This is a genomic window from Stutzerimonas nitrititolerans (genome assembly GCF_003696285.1).
Classification (GTDB): Bacteria; Pseudomonadota; Gammaproteobacteria; order Pseudomonadales; family Pseudomonadaceae; genus Stutzerimonas; species Stutzerimonas nitrititolerans.
In genome coordinates this window covers 163,262-188,426 of record NZ_RFFL01000006.1, presented here as the reverse complement: position 1 = coordinate 188,426, position 25,165 = coordinate 163,262, and the positions used below count along the sequence as shown (strand labels likewise).

General features: G+C 64.2%; 22 protein-coding genes. 9 read left to right on the top strand and 13 right to left on the bottom strand.

Features of this window, described 5'->3' with window-relative positions:
• Positions 1 to 139 precede the first annotated feature (139 nt).
• From nfi to EA795_RS09700, 4 genes are all read left to right on the top strand, one after another.
• On the top strand, positions 140 to 847 hold the full coding sequence (gene nfi, locus EA795_RS09715) for a deoxyribonuclease V (RefSeq protein WP_065983326.1): 708 nt from the start codon (positions 140 to 142) through the stop codon (positions 845 to 847).
• An 87-nt stretch (positions 848 to 934) separates the two neighbouring features.
• On the top strand, positions 935 to 1,501 hold the full coding sequence (ampD, locus tag EA795_RS09710) for a 1,6-anhydro-N-acetylmuramyl-L-alanine amidase AmpD (protein WP_058075530.1): 567 nt from the start codon (positions 935 to 937) through the stop codon (positions 1,499 to 1,501).
• 214 nt (positions 1,502 to 1,715) lie between these two features.
• The gene (gene ampE, locus EA795_RS09705) at positions 1,716 to 2,552 is read left to right on the top strand and encodes a regulatory signaling modulator protein AmpE (protein ID WP_065983324.1); all 837 of its coding nucleotides are present in this window, start codon (positions 1,716 to 1,718) and stop codon (positions 2,550 to 2,552) included.
• 159 nt (positions 2,553 to 2,711) lie between these two features.
• On the top strand, positions 2,712 to 4,742 hold the full coding sequence (locus EA795_RS09700; protein ID WP_014851583.1) for a methyl-accepting chemotaxis protein: 2,031 nt from the start codon (positions 2,712 to 2,714) through the stop codon (positions 4,740 to 4,742).
• A 3-nt stretch (positions 4,743 to 4,745) separates the two neighbouring features.
• Here the strand turns inward: EA795_RS09700 and EA795_RS09695 are convergent, their stop codons facing one another.
• From EA795_RS09695 to ada, 3 genes are read right to left on the bottom strand one after another with little or no spacing between them, the layout of a single operon-like run.
• Positions 4,746 to 5,528 carry a TatD family hydrolase gene (locus EA795_RS09695; RefSeq protein WP_122076917.1) on the bottom strand — a complete coding sequence of 261 codons (783 nt, stop codon included), beginning with the start codon at positions 5,526 to 5,528 and terminating at the stop codon, positions 4,746 to 4,748.
• A 55-nt stretch (positions 5,529 to 5,583) separates the two neighbouring features.
• Positions 5,584 to 5,826 carry a hypothetical protein gene (locus EA795_RS09690; protein WP_122076913.1) on the bottom strand — a complete coding sequence of 81 codons (243 nt, stop codon included), beginning with the start codon at positions 5,824 to 5,826 and terminating at the stop codon, positions 5,584 to 5,586.
• Positions 5,827 to 5,873: 47 nt separating this feature from the next.
• Complete coding sequence (gene ada / locus EA795_RS09685) at positions 5,874 to 6,911, bottom strand: bifunctional DNA-binding transcriptional regulator/O6-methylguanine-DNA methyltransferase Ada (protein WP_122076909.1); 1,038 nt, start codon at positions 6,909 to 6,911, stop codon at positions 5,874 to 5,876.
• Positions 6,912 to 7,068: 157 nt separating this feature from the next.
• On the opposite strand from ada, the gene EA795_RS09680 reads away from it, so the two are divergent.
• Complete coding sequence (locus EA795_RS09680) at positions 7,069 to 7,959, top strand: PA4780 family RIO1-like protein kinase (protein ID WP_122076907.1); 891 nt, start codon at positions 7,069 to 7,071, stop codon at positions 7,957 to 7,959.
• A 388-nt stretch (positions 7,960 to 8,347) separates the two neighbouring features.
• Here the strand turns inward: EA795_RS09680 and EA795_RS09675 are convergent, their stop codons facing one another.
• Genes EA795_RS09675 through EA795_RS09665 form a run of 3 tightly spaced genes read right to left on the bottom strand, consistent with a single transcriptional unit; the run spans position 8,348 to position 13,969 of the window.
• Positions 8,348 to 9,820, bottom strand: coding sequence for an efflux transporter outer membrane subunit (locus EA795_RS09675; protein WP_122076904.1), 1,473 nt, complete (start codon positions 9,818 to 9,820; stop codon positions 8,348 to 8,350).
• Positions 9,820 to 12,876 (bottom strand): efflux RND transporter permease subunit, encoded by a 3,057-nt coding sequence (locus EA795_RS09670; protein WP_122076902.1) that lies wholly within the window; start codon positions 12,874 to 12,876, stop codon positions 9,820 to 9,822. Before EA795_RS09670 ends, EA795_RS09675 begins: the two co-directional genes overlap by 1 nt.
• A 4-nt stretch (positions 12,877 to 12,880) precedes the next feature.
• Positions 12,881 to 13,969: an efflux RND transporter periplasmic adaptor subunit gene (locus tag EA795_RS09665; RefSeq protein WP_122076899.1), complete on the bottom strand. Its 1,089-nt coding sequence runs from the start codon at positions 13,967 to 13,969 to the stop codon at positions 12,881 to 12,883.
• 209 nt (positions 13,970 to 14,178) lie between these two features.
• On the opposite strand from EA795_RS09665, the gene bfr reads away from it, so the two are divergent.
• Together bfr and EA795_RS09655 are read left to right on the top strand one after the other, a co-directional pair.
• Positions 14,179 to 14,643, top strand: coding sequence for a bacterioferritin (bfr, locus tag EA795_RS09660; RefSeq protein ID WP_014851591.1), 465 nt, complete (start codon positions 14,179 to 14,181; stop codon positions 14,641 to 14,643).
• Between the two features lie 38 nt (positions 14,644 to 14,681).
• Positions 14,682 to 14,975: a hypothetical protein gene (locus tag EA795_RS09655; protein WP_125863538.1), complete on the top strand. Its 294-nt coding sequence runs from the start codon at positions 14,682 to 14,684 to the stop codon at positions 14,973 to 14,975.
• A gap of 7 nt (positions 14,976 to 14,982) precedes the next feature.
• Here the strand turns inward: EA795_RS09655 and EA795_RS09650 are convergent, their stop codons facing one another.
• Positions 14,983 to 16,905 (bottom strand): HAMP domain-containing methyl-accepting chemotaxis protein, encoded by a 1,923-nt coding sequence (locus tag EA795_RS09650; RefSeq protein ID WP_122076894.1) that lies wholly within the window; start codon positions 16,903 to 16,905, stop codon positions 14,983 to 14,985.
• Between the two features lie 662 nt (positions 16,906 to 17,567).
• Positions 17,568 to 18,188 carry a TetR family transcriptional regulator gene (locus EA795_RS09645; RefSeq protein ID WP_058075662.1) on the bottom strand — a complete coding sequence of 207 codons (621 nt, stop codon included), beginning with the start codon at positions 18,186 to 18,188 and terminating at the stop codon, positions 17,568 to 17,570.
• 195 nt (positions 18,189 to 18,383) lie between these two features.
• Between EA795_RS09645 and EA795_RS09640 the strand changes: the two genes are divergently transcribed.
• Complete coding sequence (locus EA795_RS09640) at positions 18,384 to 19,568, top strand: Bcr/CflA family multidrug efflux MFS transporter (protein ID WP_122077000.1); 1,185 nt, start codon at positions 18,384 to 18,386, stop codon at positions 19,566 to 19,568.
• A 38-nt stretch (positions 19,569 to 19,606) separates the two neighbouring features.
• Here EA795_RS09640 and EA795_RS09635 read toward each other — a convergent pair whose 3' ends face one another.
• Entirely contained in the window at positions 19,607 to 20,557 is a 951-nt protein-coding gene (locus tag EA795_RS09635) for an adenosine deaminase (protein WP_058078563.1), read from the bottom strand.
• A gap of 438 nt (positions 20,558 to 20,995) precedes the next feature.
• Positions 20,996 to 21,598: an IMPACT family protein gene (locus EA795_RS09630; protein WP_058075539.1), complete on the bottom strand. Its 603-nt coding sequence runs from the start codon at positions 21,596 to 21,598 to the stop codon at positions 20,996 to 20,998.
• Positions 21,599 to 21,772: 174 nt separating this feature from the next.
• Between EA795_RS09630 and EA795_RS09625 the strand changes: the two genes are divergently transcribed.
• A complete protein-coding gene (locus EA795_RS09625) occupies positions 21,773 to 22,102 on the top strand; it encodes a four-helix bundle copper-binding protein (RefSeq protein ID WP_122076891.1) in 330 nt (109 codons plus the stop codon).
• Positions 22,103 to 22,169: 67 nt separating this feature from the next.
• Here EA795_RS09625 and zigA read toward each other — a convergent pair whose 3' ends face one another.
• The 3 genes from zigA to EA795_RS09610 form a co-directional block, all read right to left on the bottom strand.
• Positions 22,170 to 23,372, bottom strand: coding sequence for a zinc metallochaperone GTPase ZigA (gene zigA, locus EA795_RS09620; RefSeq protein ID WP_122076889.1), 1,203 nt, complete (start codon positions 23,370 to 23,372; stop codon positions 22,170 to 22,172).
• A gap of 58 nt (positions 23,373 to 23,430) precedes the next feature.
• On the bottom strand, positions 23,431 to 23,835 hold the full coding sequence (dksA, locus tag EA795_RS09615; RefSeq protein WP_014851600.1) for an RNA polymerase-binding protein DksA: 405 nt from the start codon (positions 23,833 to 23,835) through the stop codon (positions 23,431 to 23,433).
• Between the two features lie 127 nt (positions 23,836 to 23,962).
• On the bottom strand, positions 23,963 to 24,760 hold the full coding sequence (locus tag EA795_RS09610) for an AadA family aminoglycoside 3''-O-nucleotidyltransferase (protein WP_122076886.1): 798 nt from the start codon (positions 24,758 to 24,760) through the stop codon (positions 23,963 to 23,965).
• Positions 24,761 to 25,165: the final 405 nt, after the last annotated feature.

The following is a 25,165-nucleotide window of genomic DNA, read 5'->3' as shown; positions in this document are numbered from 1 at the left end:
ATGCCTTTCGGGGGTAAAACGGTCGCGAGACGGCTGGATCGTCTTATTTTTCAAGCGAGCTGTCTAGGGGGCTGTTGCCGTTTCGTCCATGACCGCGCCGAAGACCCTTTCATGATCCGCAGAACCAGAGGAGACGTAGATGACCGCTTCGCAAGGCCGTTACGCCAATGCCTTCACCGGCTGGGACGGCAGCCCCGCCGCGGCACGTGAGATGCAGAAGACGCTGGCCGCGCAGGTCCGGCTGGAAGACGATTTTCCGCCGTTGCGGCTGATTGCCGGGGTCGACGTGGGTTTCGAGGAAGGTGGCGCCATCACCCGGGCCGCCGTGGTGCTGCTGGACGCATTGAGTCTTGAACCCATCGCCCAGACGCTGGCGCGGGTCCCGACTTCGATGCCCTACATTCCGGGTCTGCTGTCGTTTCGCGAACTGCCCGCGGTGCTGCAGGCGCTCGAGGCGCTGCCGCACGTGCCCGATCTGATCTTCTCCGACGGCCACGGCATCGCTCACCCGCGCGGGCTGGGCATCGCCGCGCACCTGGGCGTGGTGACCGGCTTGCCGACCATCGGCGTGGCGAAGAAGATTCTCACCGGCCACCACGAGCCGCTGGGCGAGCAACGTGGCGACAGGGTCGAATTGCTGGACAGGGGTGGCCGGGTCATCGGCACGGTGTTGCGCAGCAAGGACAAGGTGCGGCCCTTGATCATTTCGCCGGGAAACCGCGTGAGCCTGGACACCGCGCCGCGACTGGTGATGCAGTACGTGACTCGTTATCGATTGCCCGAACCCACTCGCCTGGCCGATCGCCTGGCTTCGCGCCGGGATGAAAAGAAGCTGCCGAAAACCTGAGATCGACAGGGCCGTGGCGCTGGTGCGCTTGCAGCAGGCATCTGGCAGGCGATAGCCTGCGGGTTGCTGCGATCAAGGATCAGCCAGATGCAACTGGATACCGCGACAGGCTGGTGCCAAGGCATTCGCCATTGTCCGTCACCGAATTTCAACAAGCGCCCGGATGGCGAGGTTTCGCTGCTGGTCATCCACAACATCAGCCTGCCGCCGGGCTGCTACGGGACTGGCAAGGTCCAGCAATTCTTCCAGAACGACCTGCCGGCCAGCGAGCACCCCTTCTTCGAGACGATCTGCGAGCTGCAGGTGTCCGCGCATTTCCTGATCGAGCGCGATGGCGCCATTACCCAGTTCGTTTCCTGTCTGGATCGCGCCTGGCATGCGGGTGTGTCGCGTTTCGGCGAACGCGAGGGCTGCAATGACTTCTCCATCGGCATCGAGCTGGAAGGCAGCGATTTCGAGCCGTTCAGCGACGCGCAGTATGCCGCGCTGATCCCGCTGTGCCAGTTGTTGCAGCAGGCCTATCCCGCTATCACGCCGGAGCGCATCTGCGGCCACAGCGACATTGCGCCCGGCCGCAAGACCGATCCAGGGCCGGCATTCGATTGGCAGCGTTTGCGCATGGCTGGGGTCTCGAGTACCAATGAATTCCGATAGCAGGCCTTTGAAAAATGTAGGCGAGGCAGCCAGTGCAAGGCAAAAAACAGGCGAAACGTAGCGTAGCGAAGTAACAGCCGTAGGCTGGCCCGGAGGGCGAGCGCAGTGAGTCAAAAAGCGCAGTTTAGTGTTCTAAATGAGCATTTTGAGCCTGTTTTTAACGCAGCAATGGCAACGTAGGTAGTTTTTCAACGGCCTGATAGGGGGCGGATAGATGAGTTTTCTGGTGGTATTGCTGGTGCTGCTGATCGAGAAGCTCACCGACTGGAAAGACAACGCGCAGCACGACGGCCCCTGGCTGCGGGGCCTGGCCAGGATCGAAGCCAATCAGCGGGGCGAGACCTCGCCCTGGCTGGTGCTGGCGCTGACCGTGCTGCTGCCGGTGCTGCTGCTCGGCGCGCTGCTGCTGGCGCTGGAGCCGCTGGCATACGGCTGGCTGAGCCTGCCGCTGCATCTGCTGGTGCTGCTCTACGCCCTCGGGCGTGGGCATGCCAAGCGCGAACTGGGGCCGTTTCGCGATGCCTGGCGGCGAGGCGACAGCGAAGCCGCGGCGCTGGTGGCCGAGCGTGATCTCGGCCTGGCGGCGGCCGACCCGCGCAGTCTCATGGCGGCTATACAGGCGCACCTGCTATGGCGCAGCCATCAGGGTTTCTTCGCGGTGATCTTCTGGTACCTGCTGCTCGGGCCGATGGCTGCCCTGGCGTACCGCCTGCTTGCGCTGGCCACGGAACATTCGCAACTGGCCGGTGTGCGTGAACGCGCCGCGCAATTGCAGCACGCCTTCGACTGGCTGCCCGTGCGCGTATTGCTGGTGAGCTTCGGTCTGGTGGGGAATTTTGTCACGGTCAATCGGGTGCTGTTGCCCGAGCTGTTGAATTGGCACATCTCTGCTCGACAGCTGCTTGCGCAGGTCGGGCCGGCGGCTGCCGAAGCGGGCGAGGCCAAGGTGGAGGAGGCCGGGATAGAGCAGCTTGACGCTGTCGAAGGCCTATTGGTGCGCACACGCGTGCTCTGGTACGCGATCATCGCGATCTGGACGATTCTCGGCTGAGCAGTGGGAGCGCCGTCCGATCAGTGGCAAGTCGCCATTACCTTAAGTTACAAAAGTCACCCGGCGTATGTCGTATAACTCGACAGGCATCACACTCTGACGAGCCCTGCTGCAGCCTCGATGCTGCATGCAATACCAATAAGAATTGGGAGACGTCCTGTGCAAAGCCTCCTGTATCCCGCGGTCACGTTCATGAATCGCCTGAGCTTCGCCATGAAGTTCAGCCTCATCAGCGTGCTGTTCTTCGTTCCCATGCTGCTGACCAACTTCTATCTGGCGCGCGACTCGTATCGCGAGTTCGTCGGCACCCGCACCGAGCTGCAGAGCCTGGAGCTGCTGGGCACCGCGTTGCAGGTGCGACGTGACATGCAGGACTGGACGGACCTGGTCGAGATCGAGGTCATCATCGGACAGGCCGGCGATGATCAGGCGCTGCTGCGCAGGCTGAGCGAGGCCGAGCGAAAACTGGCCGCGGGTCTGCAACTGCTGGCCCCCGTCAGCGACGACGCTGCGCGGGCAGCCGAGTTCGAGAGTCATCTCGATGAGCTGAAAAACGCGCTGGGCGCCGCACAGGCCGAGCAGTCGCTGCAATCCAAGAGCGCCATGGCGCGCAAGCTACTGGGACAGACGCAGGTACTGATCAAGCTGATCGCCAGCCAGTCCGGCCTGAGCCAGGACGGCCAGCGCGACGTGCGCATGCTCGCCGAACTGCTCACCTCGGTAACGCCGGCCATCACCGCCACGCTGGGCCAGGGCCGGGCGGTCGGCTCCTTCAGCTTCGGGCAGGGTTATCTCAACTCCGATGCCAGTCATCAGCTGGACAGCCTGCTGCTCGAGCTGGAGAAGCAGCAGGCGCAATACGGCGCGCAACTGCAGGACGCGCTCGCCGGTGGCAGCGCCGCGCTGGCGCAGCTGGCCGACCAGGCCGCCGTCAGCCGCGACTCCCTGCGCGACAGCGCCGACATCTTCCAGGATCGGGTCATCCTGGCCGACTCGCTGAGCGAACCCTGGGAACAGTTCTACGAGCTGATCTCGACCGAGATGGCGAAAACCTATCAGCTGAACGACGCCATCCTGGTGCTGCTCGACGAGCAACTGGCCAAGCGACTGGATGAAAAGCGCCTGTTGATGACGCTGCTGCTGGCGGCCCTGGCATTGTTGTTCGTGCTGGTGGTGTACCTGTACAGCGCCTTCTACGTCTCCACCCGCGCCTCGCTGCGTGACCTGGGCGGGATCATGGACCGGGTCGCCGATGGCGACATGACGGCGCGCTTCCAGGTGCGCAGCCGTGACGAGCTGGGTGAGCTGGGCCAGGTGTTCAACGTCACCGTCGGCAAGATTCGCGAGCTGATCGAGCGGGTCGGGCAGACCGTCGGCGAAGTCGAGCGCCAGGCGAGCCGCGTCGAGCAGGTTTCCGGGCAGAGCAACCAGACGGTTTCCGAGCAGCGCGGGCAGATCGAACAGATCGCCACCGCCATGAACCAGATGTCGGCGACCGCCCAGGAGGTCGCCACCAGCGCGGCGGCGGCGGTGGGCAGCGCGCAGAGCGTCAATCAGGAAACCCGCAGCGGTGGTCGGTTGATCGAGACCCAGGTTGCCGGCATCGAACGGCTGGCGAGCGAGATCGAACAGTCGGTCGGCGCGATCAACCAGCTGGCCAGCGACAGCCAGGCCATCGGCCAGGTGCTGGATGTGATCAAGGGCGTGGCCGAGCAGACCAACCTGCTGGCGCTCAACGCGGCGATCGAGGCGGCGCGCGCGGGTGAACAGGGGCGCGGATTCGCCGTGGTGGCCGACGAGGTGCGCAACCTGGCCCGGCGTACCCAGCAGTCGACCGAGGAAATCGAAGCGATGATCGCGCGCCTGCAAGGCGGCGTCGGCGCGGCGGTGAAAACCATGCATGCCAGCCATGCGCTGGCCGAGGAAACCGTCGGCCAGTCCGCGCAGGTTCAGCAGGCGCTGGAAAACATCCTCGGCGCCGTCGGCGTCATCGTCGATCAGAATCAGCAGATCGCCACCGCCGCCGAGGAGCAGACGGCGGTCGCCCACGACATCGACTGCAACATCGTGGCGATCAACGAGGCCGGGCAGCGTACTGCCGAAGGCGCGGGGCATACCGAGCAGGCCAGCCATGAGCTGAGCGCGCTGGTGGCGCAATTGCAGCGTCTGATCGGTGCGTTCCGCGTGTAACGGTCAGCACTCCCAGCCGAACAGTTCGCAGCTGTTCCGATGGCTGGCCTCGGCCAGCGCCTCGGGGGTGATGCCGCGGATGGCGGCCAGCTCGCGGCAGATGTCCGGGAGGAACTCGGGGCTGTTGCGCTGCCCGGCATGGCTGTGCGGAGCGATATCCGGGGCGTCGGTTTCCAGCACGATGGATTCCAGCGGCAATTGCCGCAGCACGCGATGCATGCGGTGCGCCTGGGGCCAGGTGCCGGCCCCGCCGAGCCCCAGCTTGTAGCCGAGCCGGATGTACTCGCGGGCTTCCTCCCAACTCCCGCTGAAGGCATGGGCGATCCCGCCGCGCTTGAGCTTGTGGCGCTTCAAGGTGGCGATCATCGCTGCATGGGCGCGGCGTACGTGCAGCAGCACCGGCAGCTCGAATTCCTCGGCCAGCGCCAGTTGCGCTTCGAGCAATCGCTGCTGGCGTTCCTTGTCGGGGCCTTCGATGTAGTAGTCCAGGCCGATCTCGCCGATGGCGCAGAGCTTTTCCGCGCCCCGCAGCCGCTCCAGCCAGTCGCGCAGAGTCCCGAGGTGCGCGGGCCGATGATCCTGGAGAAACACCGGATGCAGCCCCAGCGCCGCATGGACCTGGGGTTCGTCGCACGCCAGTTGCCAGACACGTTGCCAGTTGGCTTCGTGCACGCCGAGCACGACGATGCGTTCCACGCCGGCTGCGCGGCAGCGGGCCAGCACCTCATGGCGATCCGGGTCGAAGGGCTCGAAATCCAGGTGGGTATGGGTGTCGATCAGCGGCACGTCGGGTCCTTCTCTTTCGGCAAGGGCGATAGCGTATTGCGGAGCTGGCGTCTGGTCAGCGCTGTTCTTCCTCTATCTGGATATCGCTGACGCCCAGCTCGGCGATGCGGCTCTGCTCGCTCGGACAGCGTGGAATTTCCCAGGGCGCATCGATCACGGCGCCCGGCTCCCTGACATGATGCAGGAGAATTTCCAGTTCGGCCTGCTCCAGGACGGGTTCCTCGAAGGATTCGAGCGTGATCGAGGCGGGCTCGCCATTGATGCGGTAGTGGATGCGGTAACGCTTGAGCTCGGTCATGACGGCACCTCGCGGCGGTGGTACTGCATCCGACCGCGATAAGCCGCTCAGGCTCCCTTGTGTCGCTTCTCCGCAGCGAGCAACGCAGCCTTGCGTTCCAGGTCCCAGCGATAGCCGGTCAGGGCCTGGTTGGCACCGACCACGCGATGGCAGGGCACCAGCAGCCCCACCGGATTGCTGGCGCAGGCACGTGCGACCGCGCGGGCATGGCTGCCGAGGCTTTGCGCGAGTTCGGCGTAGCGCCGGGTCTCGCCTGGCGGAATCTGCTGCAATGCCTGCCAGACCCGAAGCTGGAAGGCCGTGCCGCGCAGATCCAGCGGCAGGCTGCTGGCTCGGGCCGGTTCTTCCAGTTGTGTGACGATCGTTTCCAGCCAGTCGCCGAGGCCGGCTTGATCGCGCTGCAGTTCGGCCGCCGCGAAGCGGCTCGCCAGCTCGGCCTGCAGGGCTGCTTCGTCGTCGCCGAACAGCAGTGCGCAGATGCCGTTCTGGCTACCCGCCACCAGCAGAAGGCCGAGCGGGCAGGAGCTGATGGCATAGCGCAGCGTCTCGCCAGCGCCTCGCGTTCTGCGCTGTGCCGGGCTCATCGCTGCTGTCGCCTGATATGCGCCGCGAGTGCCCGAATAACCCGCATCGAGCGCTGCGCTCAATACCGAATCGGCACCCGGTAGCCGCTCTTCCAGGCGCTCGCGCCGCCGCGCGCTGGCCCATGCGTGCGGCGTCAGACCGGTACGCGCCTTGAAGGCGCGCGCCAGATGCGAGGAGGAAACGCCGATGCGTGCGGCCAGTTGTGTGAGCGTGGGTGTTTGCGGCGCCTCGTCGATCAGGCGACAGGCGGCGACGACCAGCGCATCCAGTTGCTCGGCCGGGCTCTGTCCCTGGGGCGAGCAGCGTCGGCAAGGGCGGAAGCCCGCCGCCAGCGCGGCCTCGGCGTTGGCGTGGAACGTCACGCCTTCACGCTTGGGGCGACGCGCGGGGCAGCTCGGGCGGCAGAAGATGCCCGTTGATTGCACGGCGAACACGAAGCGTCCATCGAAGCGCGCGTCGCGTTCGCAGAGGGCTTGCCAGCAGCGTTCGGTATCGAGCATTGCGGTGCTCCGTTGGGGTGTGTGTTGAATTGTCGATCCTGTGCTGCGCGATGCCAATCCGTTGTGCGCTTTCAAACTTGCGGCCGAGCATGGAAGGCCAGTGGGGATTACCGTAACCTGCAGGCCTGCTTAGCTGAGAAGGGACTTGAAGTCGCCGATGAAAACACCAAAACGACTCGAGCCGCTGGTCGAGGATGGGCTGATCGACGAGGTGCTGCGGCCGCTGATGAGCGGCAAGGAGGCGGCGGTATACGTGGTGCGCTGCGGTGATGAGTTGCGTTGCGCCAAGGTCTACAAGGAAGCCACCAAACGCAGCTTTCGGCAGGCCGTGAAATATCAGGAAGGCCGCAAGGTGCGCAACAGCCGCGACGCCCGGGCAATGGCCAAGGGCTCCCGGCATGGCCGCAAGGAGCGGGAAGAAAGCTGGCAGAACGCCGAGGTGGCAGCCCTGTTCCGCCTGGCCGACGCCGGTGTGCGGGTACCCAAGCCCTATGACTTTCTCGACGGCGTGCTGCTGATGGAAATGATCGAAGGCGAGGACGGCGATGCGGCGCCCCGTCTCAATGACGTGGAATTGCACCCCGACGATGCGCGCGAATTCCACGCTTTCATGATCGGCGAGGTGGTGAAGATGCTCTGTGCCGGCCTGGTGCACGGCGACCTGTCCGAGTTCAACGTGCTGCTCGACGAGCACGGCCCGGTGATCATCGACCTGCCGCAAGCCGTGGACGCCGCGGGCAACAACCATGCGTTCGAGATGCTCGAGCGCGACGTCGGCAACATGTCGGCCTACTTCGGCCAGTTCGCACCGGAGCTCAGGTACACCCGTTACGCCAAGGAAATGTGGGCGCTGTATGAGGACGGCAAGCTGACGCCGGATACCGAGCTGACCGGTGAGTTTGCTGAGCCGGAAGACGCAGCGGACCTTGATGCAGTGATGCGCGAGATCAAAGCCACTCTGGCTGAACAGGCGCGCAAGGAAGCCCTGCGCAACGCGACGGACGAACCTAGCGACGAGCCGCCGACACCACCTTGGATGCGTAGCTGATCGAAAAAGCAAACCTGGTTCGCCCTGCGCGTTTTCGTAGGAGCGAGGGGGCGCCGAGTCCTTGCTCGCGAACCGCGGACGGTTGTGGGGATTCAGGAAGCGCTTCGCCAGGTAGGAAACAGCATCCCCCTGACGCCTGCGAGTGGGGGCTGTGACGTCCGACTTTGACATGGCTCGGTAGCGACATCACCACGCCGAACGCCTGGCCCAGCCACTCGAAGAGGCTTACATCTGCAGGTGCTTTTCCTGGCGAGCTCGATGCCGGCCGGGTGGCCGAATGAATCGGCCCTACGGGGGCTGTAGGGCCAAACTTGTTCGGCCGTTGTTCAGGCGTACTGGTTCGCTGTAAAAGATGCCTTGTTGCCCGGTCTCCAGTACTCCGGGCGGCTTACGGACCTGACCCGCCGATGCTCTGCGTGGCATTCGGATCCATTTCCCAGCCGCCGCCCAGCGCCACGAACAGCGCGACCTGCGCCGTCGCCAGCGCGGTGCGGCCCTGCAGGACTTGCTGTCTTGCCTGCAGCGAGCCGCGCTGGGCATCGAGCACTTCGTTGAGGTTCGCCTCGCCCAGCCGATAGCTTTTCTGCGCCAGTTCGTAAGCGAGCTGGCGATGGCGCAGGGTGGTGCGCAGCGAAGTCAGGCGGCGCTGTTGTCCATCGATGCGGACCAGTGATCGCTCGACTTCCTCCAGGGCTTCGGCCAGGGCCTGCTGGAAGCCGAGGTACGCGCTTTCGCCCTCGACATCGGCCAGCTCGACGGCTGCGCTGCGCCGCCGGTAATCGAGAAAGGGCAGGCCGAAGGTTGCGCCGAGGCGGGCAAAGTTCGAGGCCGAAGAAAAGGCATCGCCCAGTGCCAGCCCGGAGCGCCCGACCGCTGCCTGTACCGCCAGTGTCGGAAACATATCTCGGCGAGCGGCCAGCGACTGCAGTTGTGCGGCCTCTAGCTGCGCTGCTTCGGCGATCAGATCGGGGCGGCGGCGCAGCAAGTCCAACGGTTGCCCCGCTGGAATGGCCTGCTCTGCCAGTGGCACCCGTGCCGAGGTCGTGAGCTGGTGCGCGGTGCTGCCTGGCGGTTCGGCGAGCAGCGTATCCAATGCCAGCCGTGCTTCGGCCAGATTGATGTCCAGTTCATCGAGGTCCGCTTCCAGCGAAGCCCGTTCGGCGGCGCTGGCCTCGACATCCAGACGGGTAACCTCGCCGGCCTCGAACAGTGCGCGGGCGATACGTTCGAGCCCCGCCGCCAGTTCGATGCCTTCGACCAGCAGCGCACGCTGGCCTTCCAGTGCGCGCAGTTGCACGTAACCTTGCGCGGTGTTCGAGGCGACCGCCAGCCGCGCGGCGATGGCTTGTGCCTGGGCCGAGCGAATCTGCTGTCGTGCGCTGTCGGTCCGTGCCCGGGTGGCGCCGAAGATGTCCAGCTCCCACGTGGCCTGCAGCGCCAGTTCCCAGCTGTCGAAGGTGATCACGTCATCATCCGGGACGAACTCGCCGATGGGGGTGTCGGGATTCGGCTCGTTGTTGTTTTCGATCCACTGACGGCTGGCCGAACCTGGTAGATCGAAGGTCGGGAACAGCCCGGCGCGGGCCTGACGCAGCTGCGCCCGCGCGGTGTCCACGCGCAGCATTGCCAGGCGGATGTCGCGGTTGTTTTCCAGCGCCCGGCGCACCAGTTGGGTCAATGCCGGATCGTCGAATTGCTGCCACCAATCGGCTAGTGCCTCAGCGTCTGCCGGTTGCTCGCGCACGGCATGAAACCAGGATTCCGGCACGTCGGGCGCGGGCCGCTCCGGCACGCTGGAACAGGCGCCGAGCATCAGCGTCAAAGCCCAGGCCAGGGGCGTACGCGGCAATCGGCTCGGCATCAGGTTTCCTCCGGCTTGACGCGCATGAACACCAGGTACAGACACGGCACAGCCAGCAAGGTGAGCAGCGTGGCGAAACCCAGCCCGCCCATGATGGTCACCGCCATGTTGGCGAAAAACGGATCGAACAGCAGCGGCACCATGCCCAGCACCGTGGTGCCCGCGGCCATGACCACAGGCCGCAGGCGCGAGGCGGAGGCCTCGATGATGGCGGTCAGACGCGGGACCTCGTCGGCGATCTGTCGGTCGATTTCGTCCACCAGCACCACGGCATTCTTGATCAGCATGCCGGTCAGGCTGAGCAGCCCGAGCAGCGCCATGAAGCCGAATGGCTGACCGGTCAGCAGCAGGCCGAGGGTGACGCCGCACAACGCCATGGGCACTACCAGCCAGATCATCAGCGGCTGGCGAACCTTGGCGAACAGCAGCACCGTGACCAGGACCATTGCCAGGTAGGGCAGCGCCAGCGTGCTGGCCAGCGCCTGCTGGGCGTCGGAAGACTGTTCGTGATCGCCGCCCCATTCCAGCGAGTAACCGACCGGCAGTTCGATGCCCTCGATCAGCGGGCGCATTCGCTCGAAGGCGTCGTTGGTGTTTTCGCCGTCGCGCGGTTCGGCGCGGATGGTGATGGTGCGCTCACGGCCGTAGCGGCGAATCATCGATTCCTCGAACGCCGCCTCGATGCCATCGGCCACCTGCGCCAGCGGCACGTAGCTAGCCGTCGCCGGGCTCCAGATCAGCCTTTGCAACAGGTCGCCCGGCGCCACGCGATCTTCGGGTGTGGCGCGGAGCAGGATCGGGATCAGCTCGTCACCGTCACGGAACACGCTTGCCTGCTGCCCTTCGCTGGCCGCCGCCAACGCCTGCGCCACCTGCTGGCGGGTCAGCCCGGCATCGGCCAGGCGGTCCAGATCCAGTTGCGGACGCAGCACCGGCACGGGGGCACGCCAGTCGTCGCGAATGTTGAAGACCTGGCCCCGCTCCTGAAGGATGCGCTGGCCCTCGGCGGACAACCGGCGCAACTCATCCAGCTCGGGGCCGCTGATGCGCGCTTCGAGCTTGGCCTCGGCGTTGGGGCCGAACATGAATTGCGCGGCGGCGACATCGGCGGCTGGATAGCGACCCGGCAACGTCTGGTTCACCTCGCGCACCAGCCTGGCGATCACCTCGGCATCTTCGGTGCGCACCAGAAAGTGCATCAGGGCCGGGTTGGGCTGCTCCGGCGCATAAGTCAGCATGAAGCGCGACGCGCCCGCGCCGACGAAGGTGGAAACATCGGTGACGCCGTCGAGCCCCTTCAGGTAGCCCTCGACGTCCTCGGCGGTGCGGCTGGTTTCACGGATATGCGTGCCCTGCGCCAAGAACAGATTGACGTAGAACAGCGGTGTGCTCGAAGGCGGGAAGAAGCTCTGCGGGACCCGGCTGAAGCCCAGCACGCTGAGCACGGTGAGCACCACCAGCACCCCCAGCGTCAGCCAGGGCCGGGCGAGCACCGCGCCGGCAACGCGTCGGTAACGGTTGTAGATCGGGCCGCTGTAGGCCTCGTCGGCGTTGTGGGCTTCGTCCGCTTGCCTGTCGTCCTTGCGCTCCAACAGGTAGTGACCGAACAGTGGCACCACCAGCAATGCCAGCAGCCAGCTCAGCAGCAACGAGACGGCGATGACGAAGAACAGCGAGAACAGGAATTCACCTGTGGTGTCTTGGGAGAGGCCAATACCGGCGAACGCCAGGATGCCGATGATGGTCGCGCCGAGCAGCGGCCATTGCGTCTGCTGCAAGGTCTGGCGTGAAGCGTCGAGGATATTCATGCCACGCTGCTTCTGGATCAGCATGCCGTCGCAGATCACCACGGCGTTGTCCACCAGCATGCCCATGGCGATGATCAGTGCCCCGAGGGAGATGCGCTCCAGCTCGATTCCGGCCAGCCACATCAGCAGCAGCGTGCCGAGTACCGTCAGGAACAGCACCGCGCCGATGATCACCCCGGCACGCAGGCCCATCGCCAGGCAGAGCACGCCGACGACGATGGCCACCGAAAGAAAGACATTGAGCGCGAAACTGTTGACCGAGTCGTTGACGATGCGGTGCTGCTGGTAGAGCGGATGCAGCTCGGCCCCCAGCGGCATCAGGTGCTGCATGGCTTGCAACGCCGCTTCGACGCTGTCACCGACCTCGACGATATTGCTGCCGGAAATGCCGCTGATCCCGAGGGTCAGCGCCGGCTCGCCGTTATGGCGGATGATCTGGACAGGACGCTCGGCGTACTCGCGTTTCAATGTGGCGATGGAGCCCAGATCGACGCTTTGCTGGCCCTGGCCGACCGGTAGCGCACGCAGGGCATCCAGCGAATCGAAGGCGCCGGTGGGGCGAATGTGCACGAAGAACTCGCCTGCGCGCACACCGCCGGCCTCCACCGCGGCATCGGCGTCGCCGAGCGCCGCAACCAGTTCTTTCGGGGACAGACGCAGCGCGGCCAGGCGCGCCTGATCGACTTCCACCAGAATCCGCTCTTCGCGCACCCCGGCGATCTCCACCTGGCCGACGCCTTCGGCCGCGATCAGGCCGCGGCGCAGGTCCTTGGCTACTTCGTGCAGTTCCTGCAAGGTCAAGCCTTCGCCGGTCAGGGCGAAGAAAATTCCGTAGACGTCGCCGAAATCATCATTGACCAACGGCGGGTCGATGCCTGGCGGCAACTCCTGTCGGGCATCGTCGAGCTTGTTGCGCAGCTTGTCCCAGATCTGTTCGAGCTGATCGCCGGTATAGCGGTCCTGGATTTCCACGCGGATTTCGGCCTGGCCGATCATCGAGCGCGAGCGGATTTCCTTGATCTCGGCGAGCTCCTGGATGGCGCTTTCCAACGGCTCGGTGACTTCCTGCTCGACCTCGATGGCAGTCGCGCCGGGGTATTGCACCGTGACGATGGCTTCCTTGATGGTGAATTCGGGGTCTTCCAGGCGGCCCATCTCGAAGAACGCGACGGCGCCGCCGATCAGGCAGATCAGCAGCAACACCCAGATATTGACCGGCTTGCAGATGGCGTAACGGGCTACATCCATCTGCCTATTTCCGCCGTTCGGCTTTGACCGGCTGGTCTTCGGACAGCTTGCTGCCGCCGGCCACCACCACCAGCATCTGCTCGTTCAGATCGCCACTGACCACCGCGTGGTCCGCTTCGATACGCTCGAGGCGCAGGTCGCGGCGCCGGGCGTGACCGTCCACGACCAGCCACAGGTAATGGACGCCGTTCGGTGCCGTTTGTACCGCGGTGAGCGGTAGGCGAAAACGTGGCGGCGCATCCTCCTGCGCGGTAGGCGGGCGCTGCAGGCGAACCCGCATGGCCATTCCCGGCAGCAGGTTGTAGTCCGCCGGCGGATCGCCCTGCAGGGTCAGGCGATAGGTGCGCGAGCCTTCACGTGGCTGGGTGCTGTGTTCCTTGTAGGTCAGCGGCAGTGTCAGGTCGGCGATGATCAGCTCGCCCTCGGCCTGCAAGGTGGTGTTCAGCGGAATGTTCAGAGCGGCGGTCTCGGGCAGGTCGACCCTGACCTCGATGTGCTGGTTGTTCTGCAGTTCCAGCACGGGCGAGCCGTTGGCGACCACCATGTCCGGCTCGACCAGACGCCGCGCGACGACGCCGTCGAAGGGCGCATGCAGCGTGCTGTGGCCGATGTCGCGTCGGGCACTGTCACGTGCCACGCGCGCCGCTACCACGTTGGCCTGCAACGGTTCGACCGCCGCCGGCGCGAGAATCCCTTCGGCCAGCAAGGTGCGCTTGCGTCTCAGGTCCGCCTCCAGTTGACGCAGCCGCGCTTCGGCCTCGCGTAGTTGCAGCTGGTAATCGGTGGGATCGAGCTTGGCCAGCGGCTGGCCCTTTTTCACTCGCGTACCTTCGTCGACGAGGATGCGTTCGACGCGCCCGGGTACCTGAAAAGCCAGTTGTGTGGTGGTCACGCTCTCGACCACGCCTGGAAAGCGCAGGGTCTGCGGGCCGTGATCGATTCGTTGCAGCGGCTCGACGAAGGCCATGCGTGGCGGCACCTGCGCGGGATGCTCGTCATCGGCGCAGCCGGAGAGGATCAGCAGGGTGAGCAAGGCTGCGGTGAAGCTGAAATACGGTAGCGGGCCTCGAGGCGCTCGAAAAGATGGCGGCATCCATACTCCTGATTTTGGGCGAGCAAGGCGTCGCGATGACGCTGCGGCAGTTCTTGTAGAGCTCCGCTCCGGCTCGGGAGTTCGACCTGGACCGTAGTGACCGGCTGGTCAGTCGGTTGCCCGCGACAACGGGGCAAGGGTTCGCCCGGCTCCGATTGGGCGTATCATTGCCCGGGTACTAAGTAGCGTCAGCGCAGGAGAGAGTCGCAATGCAAGGTCAGCCACAGGTCATCGAGTATCTGAAAGAACTGCTGCGTGGAGAGCTGGCCGCGCGCGACCAGTATTTCCTGCACTCGCGGATGTATGCCGACTGGGGCTTCGCCAAGCTCTACGAGCGCATCAATCATGAAATGGAAGAGGAAACCCAGCACGCCGATGCGCTGCTGCAACGCATCCTGTTCCTCGAAGGCACGCCCGACATGACACCCGATGCGCTGGATGTCGGCCATACCGTGCCGGAAATGCTGCGCAACGACCTGGCGCTCGAATACAAGGTGCGCGCCGCGCTGGCCAAGGGTATCGACCTGGCCGAGCAGCACGGTGACTACGTGACCCGCGACATCCTCGCCCTGCAGCTGCACGACACCGAAGAGGATCATGCCTACTGGCTGGAGCAGCAGTTGGGGCTGATCGATCGCATCGGCCTGCAGAACTACCTGCAGTCGCAGGCGTAACGAAGAGGGCAAGCAGCGCGCGGGTGGAACCGTTTCGCTTGGACGTGATCGATATTCTGCAAGTGAATTCGACCGTCGAAGGGAATCGTATGAAATCACTGAAGGGACTGCTCCAGGGCGTCGTCGTCTTCGCCCTCTCGCTGGTGGTGCTGATGCTGGCCACCTATCTCATGGGCTATCACCGCGGCTGGGGCTATCAGCTGTTCAATGGCCTGATGATGCTGGAGATGTGCGTGATGAGCGCACTGATCGCCGCGCTGCTGTGGGGTGCCCGGCGGCACCGCTCCAGAGGTCGCCGTTCCGCCGCGAGGCGAGGCCTCGCGGCGAAGTAGGCGCCGGTCAGATCCGGAAGCGACTGACCATCGTCTGCAACTGAGTACCCAGGCGCGCCAGCTCGACGCTGGACGCCGCGGTTTCCTCGCTGGCGGCAGCGGTCTGCTCCGCAACGTCACGCACGTTCACCACGCTACGGCTGATCTCCTCGGCGACCGCGCTCTGCTCTTCGGCCGCGGTGGCGATCTGCTGGTTCATGGCCTGGATATTGGACACGGTGCGGGTGATGCTGGCCAGCGAGGTGCCCGCGCGACGCGCCAACTCGACGCTGCTGTCGGTGAGGCTGCGGCTCCCTTGCATGATGGCCGCGACCTGCTGCGTGCCGCCGTGCAGCGCGCTGACCAGTTGCTCGATCTCTTCGGTGGATTTCTGCGTGCGCTGCGCCAGTCCGCGCACTTCATCGGCCACCACGGCGAAACCGCGTCCAGCCTCACCGGCACGCGCGGCCTCGATCGCGGCATTGAGCGCCAACAGGTTGGTCTGCTCGGCCACGGCACGAATCACGCCCATCACGCTGCCGATCTTGTCGCTGTCGCTTTGCAGCGCAGTCATCGCCTCCGAGGAGCGGATGACTTCGCTGGCCATGCGCTCGATCTGCGTGACCACCTCAGCGACCACGCGGTCGCCGTCACGGGCTTCGACATCCGCTTCGGTGGCGGCCTGCGCCGCCTGCTCGGCGTTGCGGGCGACTTCGTGGACGGTCGCCGACATCTCGTGCATGGCCGTGGCGACCTGATCGGTTTCCTCTTTCTGGCTGTTGACGCCAGCGCTGGTCTGCATGGTGACCGCCGACAGTTCCTCGGCAGCGCTGCTGATCTGGCTCACGCCGTCACGAATGCCGCCGATCAGCTCGCGCAGGGTGACGCCCATCTGTTGGATGCCCCGCTGCAGGACGCCCAACTCATCGCGACGGGTGATCGCCGCGGTGGCAGTCAGGTCGCCCGAGGCGATGCGTTCGACGTCCGCCAGTGTGGTCCGCAGCGGCAGGATGATCTGCCGGCTGATCAGCCACGCCGCCAGGATACCGAGCAGCACGGCCAGCGTCGCGCTCAGGATGAGACGGTTGACGGCCTCGCTGCCTTCGATTTCCAGCCGTTCCAGCTGGTAGGTGTAGAGGGCGTCGCTCAGGCGCAGAATTTCCGTCTGATGGTCGATCATGCCCTGGCGCGCCGTGGCGATCGCCTGGGTCGCCGCTTCCAGCGATTCGATCGCCTTGCGGTACTCGGCCAGGACCGAACGGATCTGCTGCGCGGTGTCCCGGTTGGCTAGGTCGAGGCTGCTGCGCTGCCGATCGAGGGTGGTCAGGGCTCTGTCGAGCTGGGTATAGACCGCCTGGGCGTTCTGCGGCGTCGACGTCGTGATGAAGATCTGCAGCAGATACTGCGCGTGCTTCACCTCTTCCTTGACCTCGGCGATGGCGCGGTACTGCTCGAAGCGATGCTCGTTGTCCTCGGTCAGTTGCGAGATCCGTGCACTGGCCTGGGCGGTAAGTTCGTCGAGCCGGGTGGAGCTTTCACCAATGGTCTGGCTGGCGCCGTTGGCCTGGGCGTAGCCCTGGCGCATGTCGTTCAGCGAGCGTCGGAACAGCTCGTTGTAGCCGGCCTGCTCCTTGAGCATCGCCACATTGACCGGGTTCTTGAAGGTGTTGAGCAGCTTGGTCTGCTCGGACAGGTAGATTTCCAGCGTCTCGTCCACGCGGCCGCTGGTGGCTGCGTTGCCGTTGGCCAGCATGAGTTGCAGGCGCGCGATGCGCAGGTCCGTCAGGTTGTTGTTGAGCTGGGCGATCTGCGTCATCCAGCCACTGCGCTGGATGACGCTGCCGAGACTGCCCCAGCCGATCCAGGCCAGGATGAGCGTGAGGGCCAGGACAACGCCGAAGCCCAAGACGAGCTTGCGGCTTACGCTGATATTGCCAAACCAGTTATTCATGCGGGTACCGTAAAAACGTGACTATTGATTGAAGCGGGTTGATGAAAGCCTATCGACCGCGAAGGAACAGCTCCGCTGTCGGCACTGCTGTCACGAACTTGAGCGCGAAGCGAATAGGGCGTCACGTTCCAAGCACCTGTTCGGGTCATTGGTAATACCGTGTTCGGCGCCGATCGCACGCACACCACCGAGAGCACGGATGGCGGCACGGTCTGACAGGTCAGCGGCAACGAAATGGCGAACGAATCAACCGGACAGGCGTGCATGCAAGGCAGCCTATTCTTTTTCTTTGATGTTCAGGTGGCACGAGGAAGGGCGCAAGCCCGGGAAGCAAGGCGGCGTGATCGGGGCTGGACTTCAGCCTGGTCAGCGGTTCGGTTCGTGCGCGGAGCGCCTTGCAGGGCGGCAAGTCTAGTCGTCGTCGTTATAGGCTGCAACGAATTTTGGCAAGTGGACTTACCAGTGACATGGCGACGCAGCGAGCGACTGGCCGATCTGTAGAGCCGGCTATTCAGGGCGGTCATCGCCCTGCGCGAGATTGTCTCGCTTCTGACTCACCTCGTTCGCCCTCCGGACCAGCCTACGGCTGTTACTTCGCTACGCTACGTTTCGCCTGTTTTTGCCTTGCAGTGGCTGCCTCGCCTACATTTTTCAACGGCCTGCTAGACGCCGTCCCAATCTCGAATCAGACCACGGAACAGAGAGTCGATCAGCGCTGGGCTGCAGGCGGCCGGATCGAACAGCTCGGCATCGCGAGTCCAGTCGCTGAACAGCCCGACCAGCAGCGCATGCAGCGCCAGCGCCGCCAGGCGGGGCGTCATGCCCGGATAGAGACGCTCAGCGGCGTTTTCCAGCAGCTTTTCGCAGAGATCGATGAACTGATTGATGAACGCATGATGCCGTTCTTCCGCTTCGCGCAGTTCATCGGTGAATTCGCAGCGGTGCAGAAGGATAGTCATGATCCGACGCTTCTGCTCGTCGTAGGCCAATGCGCTGATTCCTTCGATGCACAGGTCCCGCAGCGCACGCAGTGGTTGCTGTTGAAGGCCGTTGCAAAGCCGCTCGGCCATCTGCTCCGGCGGCAGGCGTACCTGGTTGAGCATCTCGTGAAACAGGTGTGCCTTGTTCTGAAAATGCCAGTACACCGCACCACGGGTGACGCCCGCATCCCGGGCGATCTGGTCCAGGCTGGTATGGGCCACGCCTCGCTCCAGAAAGAGCTTCTCGGCGGAGCCCAGAAGGGCGATACGGGTTTTTTCAGCGTCTTCTTTGGTTCTTCGCATGTCCATCACCGCAGCGCCAGGGCTGCAGCCTTCGTAGCGTGGATTTCGTAGCGCCGCGTGCGCCGCGTTGAAACTTTACACGTTTACAATCGTCGTTGTATGTAACAGCATCTGGCCTTCACTGTAAAACGTCCGGGAATTCGGCGGCTTTTGCCGTTCGGAACCGGAATGTTTCTGCTTCGCGAGTTCTTCCCAATGCACCTTCGGCTTCTTCTGATACTGGGCGCGCTCAGCGCTTTCGGCCCTTTGGCCATCGACTTCTATCTGCCGGCTTTCCCGGTCATGGCGCGGGATTTCTCCACCGACGTCGAGCACATCCAGTTGTCGCTTGCTGCTTATTTCGTCGGCCTGGCGTTTGGCCAGTTGCTTTACGGCCCGCTGACGGATCGCTACGGCCGGCGCTGGCCGTTGCTGATTGGCGTGACGCTTTTCACCCTGGCGTCCCTGGCCTGTGCGCTTGCGCCAACGCTGGACTGGCTGGTCTCGGCGCGCTTCGCACAGGCGCTGGGCGGTTGCGCCGGTATCGTGGTGACTCGCGCCGTGGTGCGTGACAGCTGCGAGCCGGTGCAGGCGGCCAGGGTGTTTTCCCAGATGATGTTGGTAATGGGGCTGGCGCCGATCCTGGCACCGCTTGCCGGAGGCCTGCTGATGAATGCCCTGGGCTGGCAGTCGATATTCGTTTCGCTGACGCTGTTCAGTGCCGCCTGCGGAGCCGCCGTAGCGCTCTGGCTACCGGAAACGCTGCCGGCCGATGCGCCCCGGTTGCCCCTGAGCAGCACCCTGAGCCGGTACGTCGAATTGCTGCGCGACCGCGAGTTCATGGCTTTCGCACTCTGTGGCGGCGTGGCCATGGCGGGCATGTTCGCCTATATCGCCGGCTCGCCATTCGTGTTCATCGAGCTCTATGGCGTTCCCGCCGAACATTACGGCTGGCTGTTCGGCTGCAATGCGGCAGGTTTCATCCTGGTGTCGCAGATCAACGCGCGGCTGCTGCGCCTGCGCGGACCGGGGACATGGTTGCGGCGTTTCGTCTGGCTGTACTTTTCCAGCGCGCTGATGTTGCTGCTGATCGCCCTGAGCCAGCCCAAAGCGCTCTGGCCGTTGCTGGTTCCGCTGTTTCTGGGGATCGCCAGCCTTGGCAGCATCCTGCCCAACGCCACTGCTTGCGCGATGGCCGGGCAGGGGCGTCAGGCCGGTCTGGCTTCGGCCCTGATGGGTAGCCTGCAGTTCAGCGTAGCTGCAGGCGCTTCAGCCCTGGTCGGGGTGTTGCACGACGGTACGGCGGCGCCGATGGCGCTGGTCATTACCGTCTGCGCGTTGCTGGCCGCGAGCCTGGCCTGGTACAGCGGCCAACTGGTGCTGCCGGAGCGCGCCCGGTAGCACCATGCCGACGTAGCTGATCGAACCTTGCGCGAGGCTCAGTCGGCCAGCCGCGCGTCCAGGCTGTTCTGCGCCAGGCGCCGCGCCTGCTGTTCGGTCATGCCCAGGCTGTCGTGCAGGGCCATGAAGTTCTCCGTCACGTAGCCGCCGAAGTAGGCCGGATCATCGGAGTTCACCGTGACCTTAACGCCCTGTTCCAGCAGTTCAAGGATGTTGTGCTGGCTCATGTCGTCGAATACACGCAGCTTGGTATTGGACAACGGGCAGACGGTCAGTGGGATCTGCTCTTCGATCAGGCGGGCGATCAGTCTGGGATCTTCGGCCGCGCGCACACCATGGTCGATGCGGCTGACCTTGAGCAGGTCGAGCGCCTCCCAAACGTACTCCGGCGGACCTTCCTCGCCGGCATGGGCAACCGCGAGGAAGCCTTCGGCGCGTGCCTTGGCGAACACGCGCTCGAACTTGCTCGGTGGATGACCCACTTCGGAGCTGTCCAGCCCCACGGCGAAGAAGGCATCGCGGAATGGCATGGCTTGTTCGAGCGTCTTGAATGCGGCTTCCTCGGGCAGATGGCGCAGGAAGCTGAGAATCAGGCCGCTGCTGATACCCAGGAGTTCGCGTCCATCGGCCAGCGCATCGCTGATGCCACGCATCGCCACTTCGAAGGGAACACCGCGATCGGTGTGGGTCTGGGGATCGAAGAAGGGCTCGGTATGCACGACGTTCTGCTCTTCGCACTTCTGCAGGTAGGCCCAGGTCAGGTCGTAGAAATCCTGCTCGGTACGCAGTACATCGGCACCGCGGTAGTACAGATCGAGAAATTCCTGGAGATTGCCGAAGGCATAGGCGCTACGCAGGGCATCGACATCGCTCCAGGGCAGCGCGATCTTGTTGCGCTCGGCCAGGCTGAACAGCAGTTCGGGCTCCAGCGAGCCTTCGAGGTGCAGGTGCAGTTCGGCCTTGGGTAGGGCGTTGAGCCAGTCGTACATGGAGAGTCACCTCATCGGCCAGAAAATGAAAAACGCATTTAAGCATGCCGTGGTGCTTGACCCTAGCGTCGGGCGCGCTGCGCTGGATGGCAGTGGCTGAAATTTGAGCAGCACGCTGCAAGCGAGACCCGGCGCGGGCAGGGGCCGCTGGTCCCAAGGTTATCCACAGAGTTTTCCCCGCTATTTGCGGATAAGCCGGGAAATCACGTTTCCCTCCCGCCCAGGCTGTGCGCAACTCTCTCGGGAAGTGGATAAATACCTGTAATTCAGTGGCTTATGAGGCTGGGAAAAGTGTGTATGAAGACGCTGATCAAATAATGAGCGCAGGCTTGCAGGGCACGCCAGGCTTGACTGTTACGAGTTGCTCCAATGCTTATCCACAATCTCTTGCACAGCTATTGTGGACAACCGCGACGAAGGCGTGCCTGTTGAAGCCGCTCACTCTTCCCCGCGTTCCTGCACGAGTTGCAGCTCGCTGCGCCCGCGGCTGATATCGGCGATCAGCCGTTGCAGCGGCTCTCGTTGTGCTTCGGGGAAGGCCAGCAGCAGCTCTGCGCCTTCGGCATCGAAGGTTTCCTGCTCGATCAGCGCTTCGTGTTCGGCAAGACGTGCCTTGAGCAGCGCCAGTTCGGCGAAGCGGCAATGGCAGTGGCCGCGAATGCGCGAGACCAGTTCCATACGCTGGCCAGCCTGCAGGCATTTGGCGGTAGAGCCGCCATAGGCCCGGGCCAAGCCACCCGTACCGAGCTTGATGCCGCCGAACCAGCGGATCACCACCACTGCCACCTGATCGAAGTCCTGTCCTTCGATGGCTGTCAGCATCGGCCGTCCGGCGGTGCCACCCGGCTCGCCATCGTCGCTGAAACGGTATTGGTTGCCGACTTTCCAGGCCCAGCAGTTGTGAGTGGCGGTGGGATCGCTGACCGCCTGGATAAACGCCTGGGCCTCTTCGGCGCTCGCTACAGGAGCCGCCTTGGCAAGAAAACGGCTCTTGCTGATGACTTCCAGCAATTCACAGGGGGTGGCGAGGGTGAAGGGCATGGCGGGGCTGGCACAGGCGATGGCGAACGGGCGGCCATTGTAACGGCCCGGGCGCGGTGACGCCGCCTGCGTGCTATTCGGCGAGTGGGCTGAACTTCGCCGGCGACGCGGCCCCCTACCTTAGGAAGGCGCGATTATTTCGCGTGGACCTGCACTTCCAACGGAGGAAATTCCATGTTCAATTCCAGTTACCAGTCGTGCATCCAGGCTTGTTCCAACTGTGTGCTTGCTTGCGAAACCTGTGCGGCATCCTGCCTGCGCGAGGAAGACGTGAAGATGATGGCTCGCTGTATCGAGCTCGATCGCGACTGCGCAGATATGTGCGCGCTGGCCGCGCTGCTGATGACCCGTGACAGCGCCTATGCCAAGGCCTTCTGCAAGCTCTGTGCGCAGGTTTGCCGCGATTGCGCCGAGGAGTGTGGCAGGCATTCCCATGATCATTGCCAGGCGTGCGCGCAGGCCTGCCGTCAGTGCGCGGAAGAGTGCGAGCGGATGGCGGCCTGATTCGAGCCGGTGGTCGAGTTTGCTGGCTCGCGCCCTATTGGGCGAAAGCCGAGCCAGCAGCCGGCTATCAAGCCACCTGCATGTGCCAGGGGCCGAAGGGGTCCGGCAGGCTTAGCCAGCTTTCGACGCCCAGCGCCCATTCCTCGTCGCTCAGCAAACAGCCATCCAGTTCGCTGCGTAGCCGCTCGAAGTCGATGTTCTGTCCGATGAACACCAGTTCCTGCCGGCAGTCGCCAAACTCGCCTTGGCATTTGCCGAGTATCGCCGCGCGGCTTTCGGCCTCTTCGGGCCAGTGCGATTCGGGCGTGAAATGCCACCAGCGACCGGCATAGTCGTAACGCATCAAGCCACCGGCCTGCGACCAGCTACCGGCTTCCTCCAGACGGCTGGCCAGCCAGAAGAAACCCTTGGAACGCAGCAGCCGGCCGTTGCGCCACTCGTGGTTGAGGAAATCGAAGAAGCGTTGCGGATGGAAGGGGCGGCGGGCCAGGTAACTGCTGGAGGCGATGCCGAACTCCTCGGTTTCCGGAACATGTTCGCCACGTATTTCCTTGAGCCAGCCCGGCGCCTGGGCCGCCCGTTCGAAGTCGAAGCGGCCGGTGTCGAGGATGCGCTCCAGCGGCACCTGACCCATGCTCATTGGCAGGATCTCGGCGTGAGTATTGAGGCGGCCGAGGATGGCGCTCAGTTCCTCGCGTTCGGCGGCAGTGATCAGGTCGATCTTGCTGACCAGGATGACATCGGCGAATTCCACCTGCTCGATCAGTAGTTCGGTGACCGAACGTTCGTCCTCTTCGCCGAGGGTTTCGCCACGGCTGGCCAGGCTCTCGGCTTCATGGAAATCGCGCAGGAAGTTCACCCCGTCGACCACCGTGACCATGGTGTCCAGCCGCGCCAGGTCGCTCAGGCTGCGGCCCTGCTCGTCACGGAAGGTAAAGGTTTCGGCCACCGGCAGCGGCTCGGAGATGCCGGTGGACTCGATCAACAGGTAGTCGAAGCGGCCTTCGCGGGCCAGACGGCTGACTTCCTCGAGCAGATCCTCGCGCAGGGTGCAGCAGATGCAGCCGTTGCTCATCTCCACCAGCTTTTCCTCGGCGCGGTTGAGGCTGACGCCGCGCTGCACCTCGCTGCCATCGATGTTGATCTCGCTCATGTCGTTGACGATCACCGCGACGCGGCGGTTCTCGCGGCTCTTCAGGACATGGTTGAGCAGGGTGCTCTTGCCGGCGCCGAGGAAGCCGGACAGTACGGTAACGGGAAGGCGCTTCATGGGATTCTCTCAGGCGTTAGGGTCTGTTGACGTTTCGGCGCGAGCCGCGAGCGAAACGTCAACAAACCCTGGTGTGTTTTTCGCGCTGTTCCTGGCGTTCCTTCGCCTCGATGGACAGCGTCGTGGTGGGGCGCAGCAGCAGGCGCTGCAGGCCGATCGGTTCGCCGGTTTCGCGACACCAGCCGTATTCGCCGCGGGCCAGGGTATCGAGCGCATGGTCGATCTTGTCGAGCAGCCTCTTTTCGCGCTCCAGCATGCGCAGCTGCCACTGGCGTTGCTCTTCGGCGCTGCCGATGTCGGCCGGATCGCTGCTGGGCTCCTGCTCGCGCAACACGTCGAACTCATCAGCGATGCGGGCCTGCAGTGCTTCGCGCTGGCGCAGCAGCAGGTCGAGGAAGAACGCTTGCTGTTCGGCATTCATGTAGGCATCGGCGGGTTGTGCGAGGAGTTCGGCTTCGGTCATGGGGAGTCATAGATTGAAGATGTTTAGTTGTTATAACATAACATCAATTTTATGAAAGTGTATCCCTTGCTGGTCTTCTCGTTCCGAGCGGCCATTTCTCGTTGTTCGGGAAGGTCTTGGCGCAGCCTTAGCGGCCGGTTTGAGCACGACTCAGGATCACGCGCTTTACGTGGCGTATGAACGCGGCCACTTGCTCTGGACAGTCGACCAGGTCCTGAATGGCATCGCCCAGGTAAGCCGCCCGTGCGCTGGCCAGAACGGGGCGGTGTTCCTGTGGCAGGCGCTCGAGAGCCCAGGAAGCGGCGACGTCCTTGGGCACGATGGCACCCGTGGCGACGCTGAACCAGATGCGGGCCAGCGCCAGCACGATGTTGCACTCGTCGCCCTGCCAGTCCGACGCCTCGTTCCACTGGGCAACGGTATCCATCAGCGCCTTGGCGAAGTCTTCGTGTGGGACGGGCTCGAACAGCTCGGCGATGGAGGTGCCTGTCAGGCACAGGCTGTGCTGCCTCGCTTTCGTCAGCAGGATCGCGATATCCGGGTCAGGGGTGGCGGGCGGAATGCTGCCGGTTTCCAGTTCTTCACGCAGCCATTCGCCGAACTGCAATTCGCGTGGCGGCGGGTATCGCCAGGGCACCAGATGCTCCCTGACGAGCAGCGTGACTTCCAACGCGCGTCGCGCTGGGTCGCTGCCGGGCCAGCCCGAAACCGGCAGCAGATCCAGCATCAGCGAGCGCCGTACCGGGTCGGGCATGGGCGCACTTACGGTCACCAGCAGGTCGATGTCGCTCTGCGGTCTGAGCCCGCCGTCGATCGCCGAGCCAAACAGGTGGATGGCCAGCAGTGTTTCGCCCAGGTGGCGTTCGAGCGCGGCGCAGGCGCCGGACAGCTGCGCGGTGATTTCGCTGGGGGCTGATGGGTTCATAGAGAGGCTAGGGTCTGTTGCCATTTCGTCCGCGGCCGCGCCGGAGCCTGTTTTTACGCGAGGCAAGGCATGAGGAGAGAAGTTTGGTCATTCCAAATGAACGACGAATAACGCCGCATCGCGTAAAAACAGGCCCGGCCCAAAGGGTTGCGCGGGAAATGGCGCCAGCTGTCGTTGTAGGACTTGGCAAGGGAATAACCATTGCCTGCGTCCTACGCCTAACCTGGCGCCATTTCTCGCTGCAACGCGGCTCGCGACGAAACGGCAACAGACCCTAGCGTTCATGCCGTTCATTTAAACGATATCAGCCCTCTCGGGGAAGCTTTTGGCAGTCCTTCGGCCTGCATCGCCGCGAGGGCGCGCCTCCCACAGGAGGGACTGTGTGTATCGGCTGCTTTTTGAGAG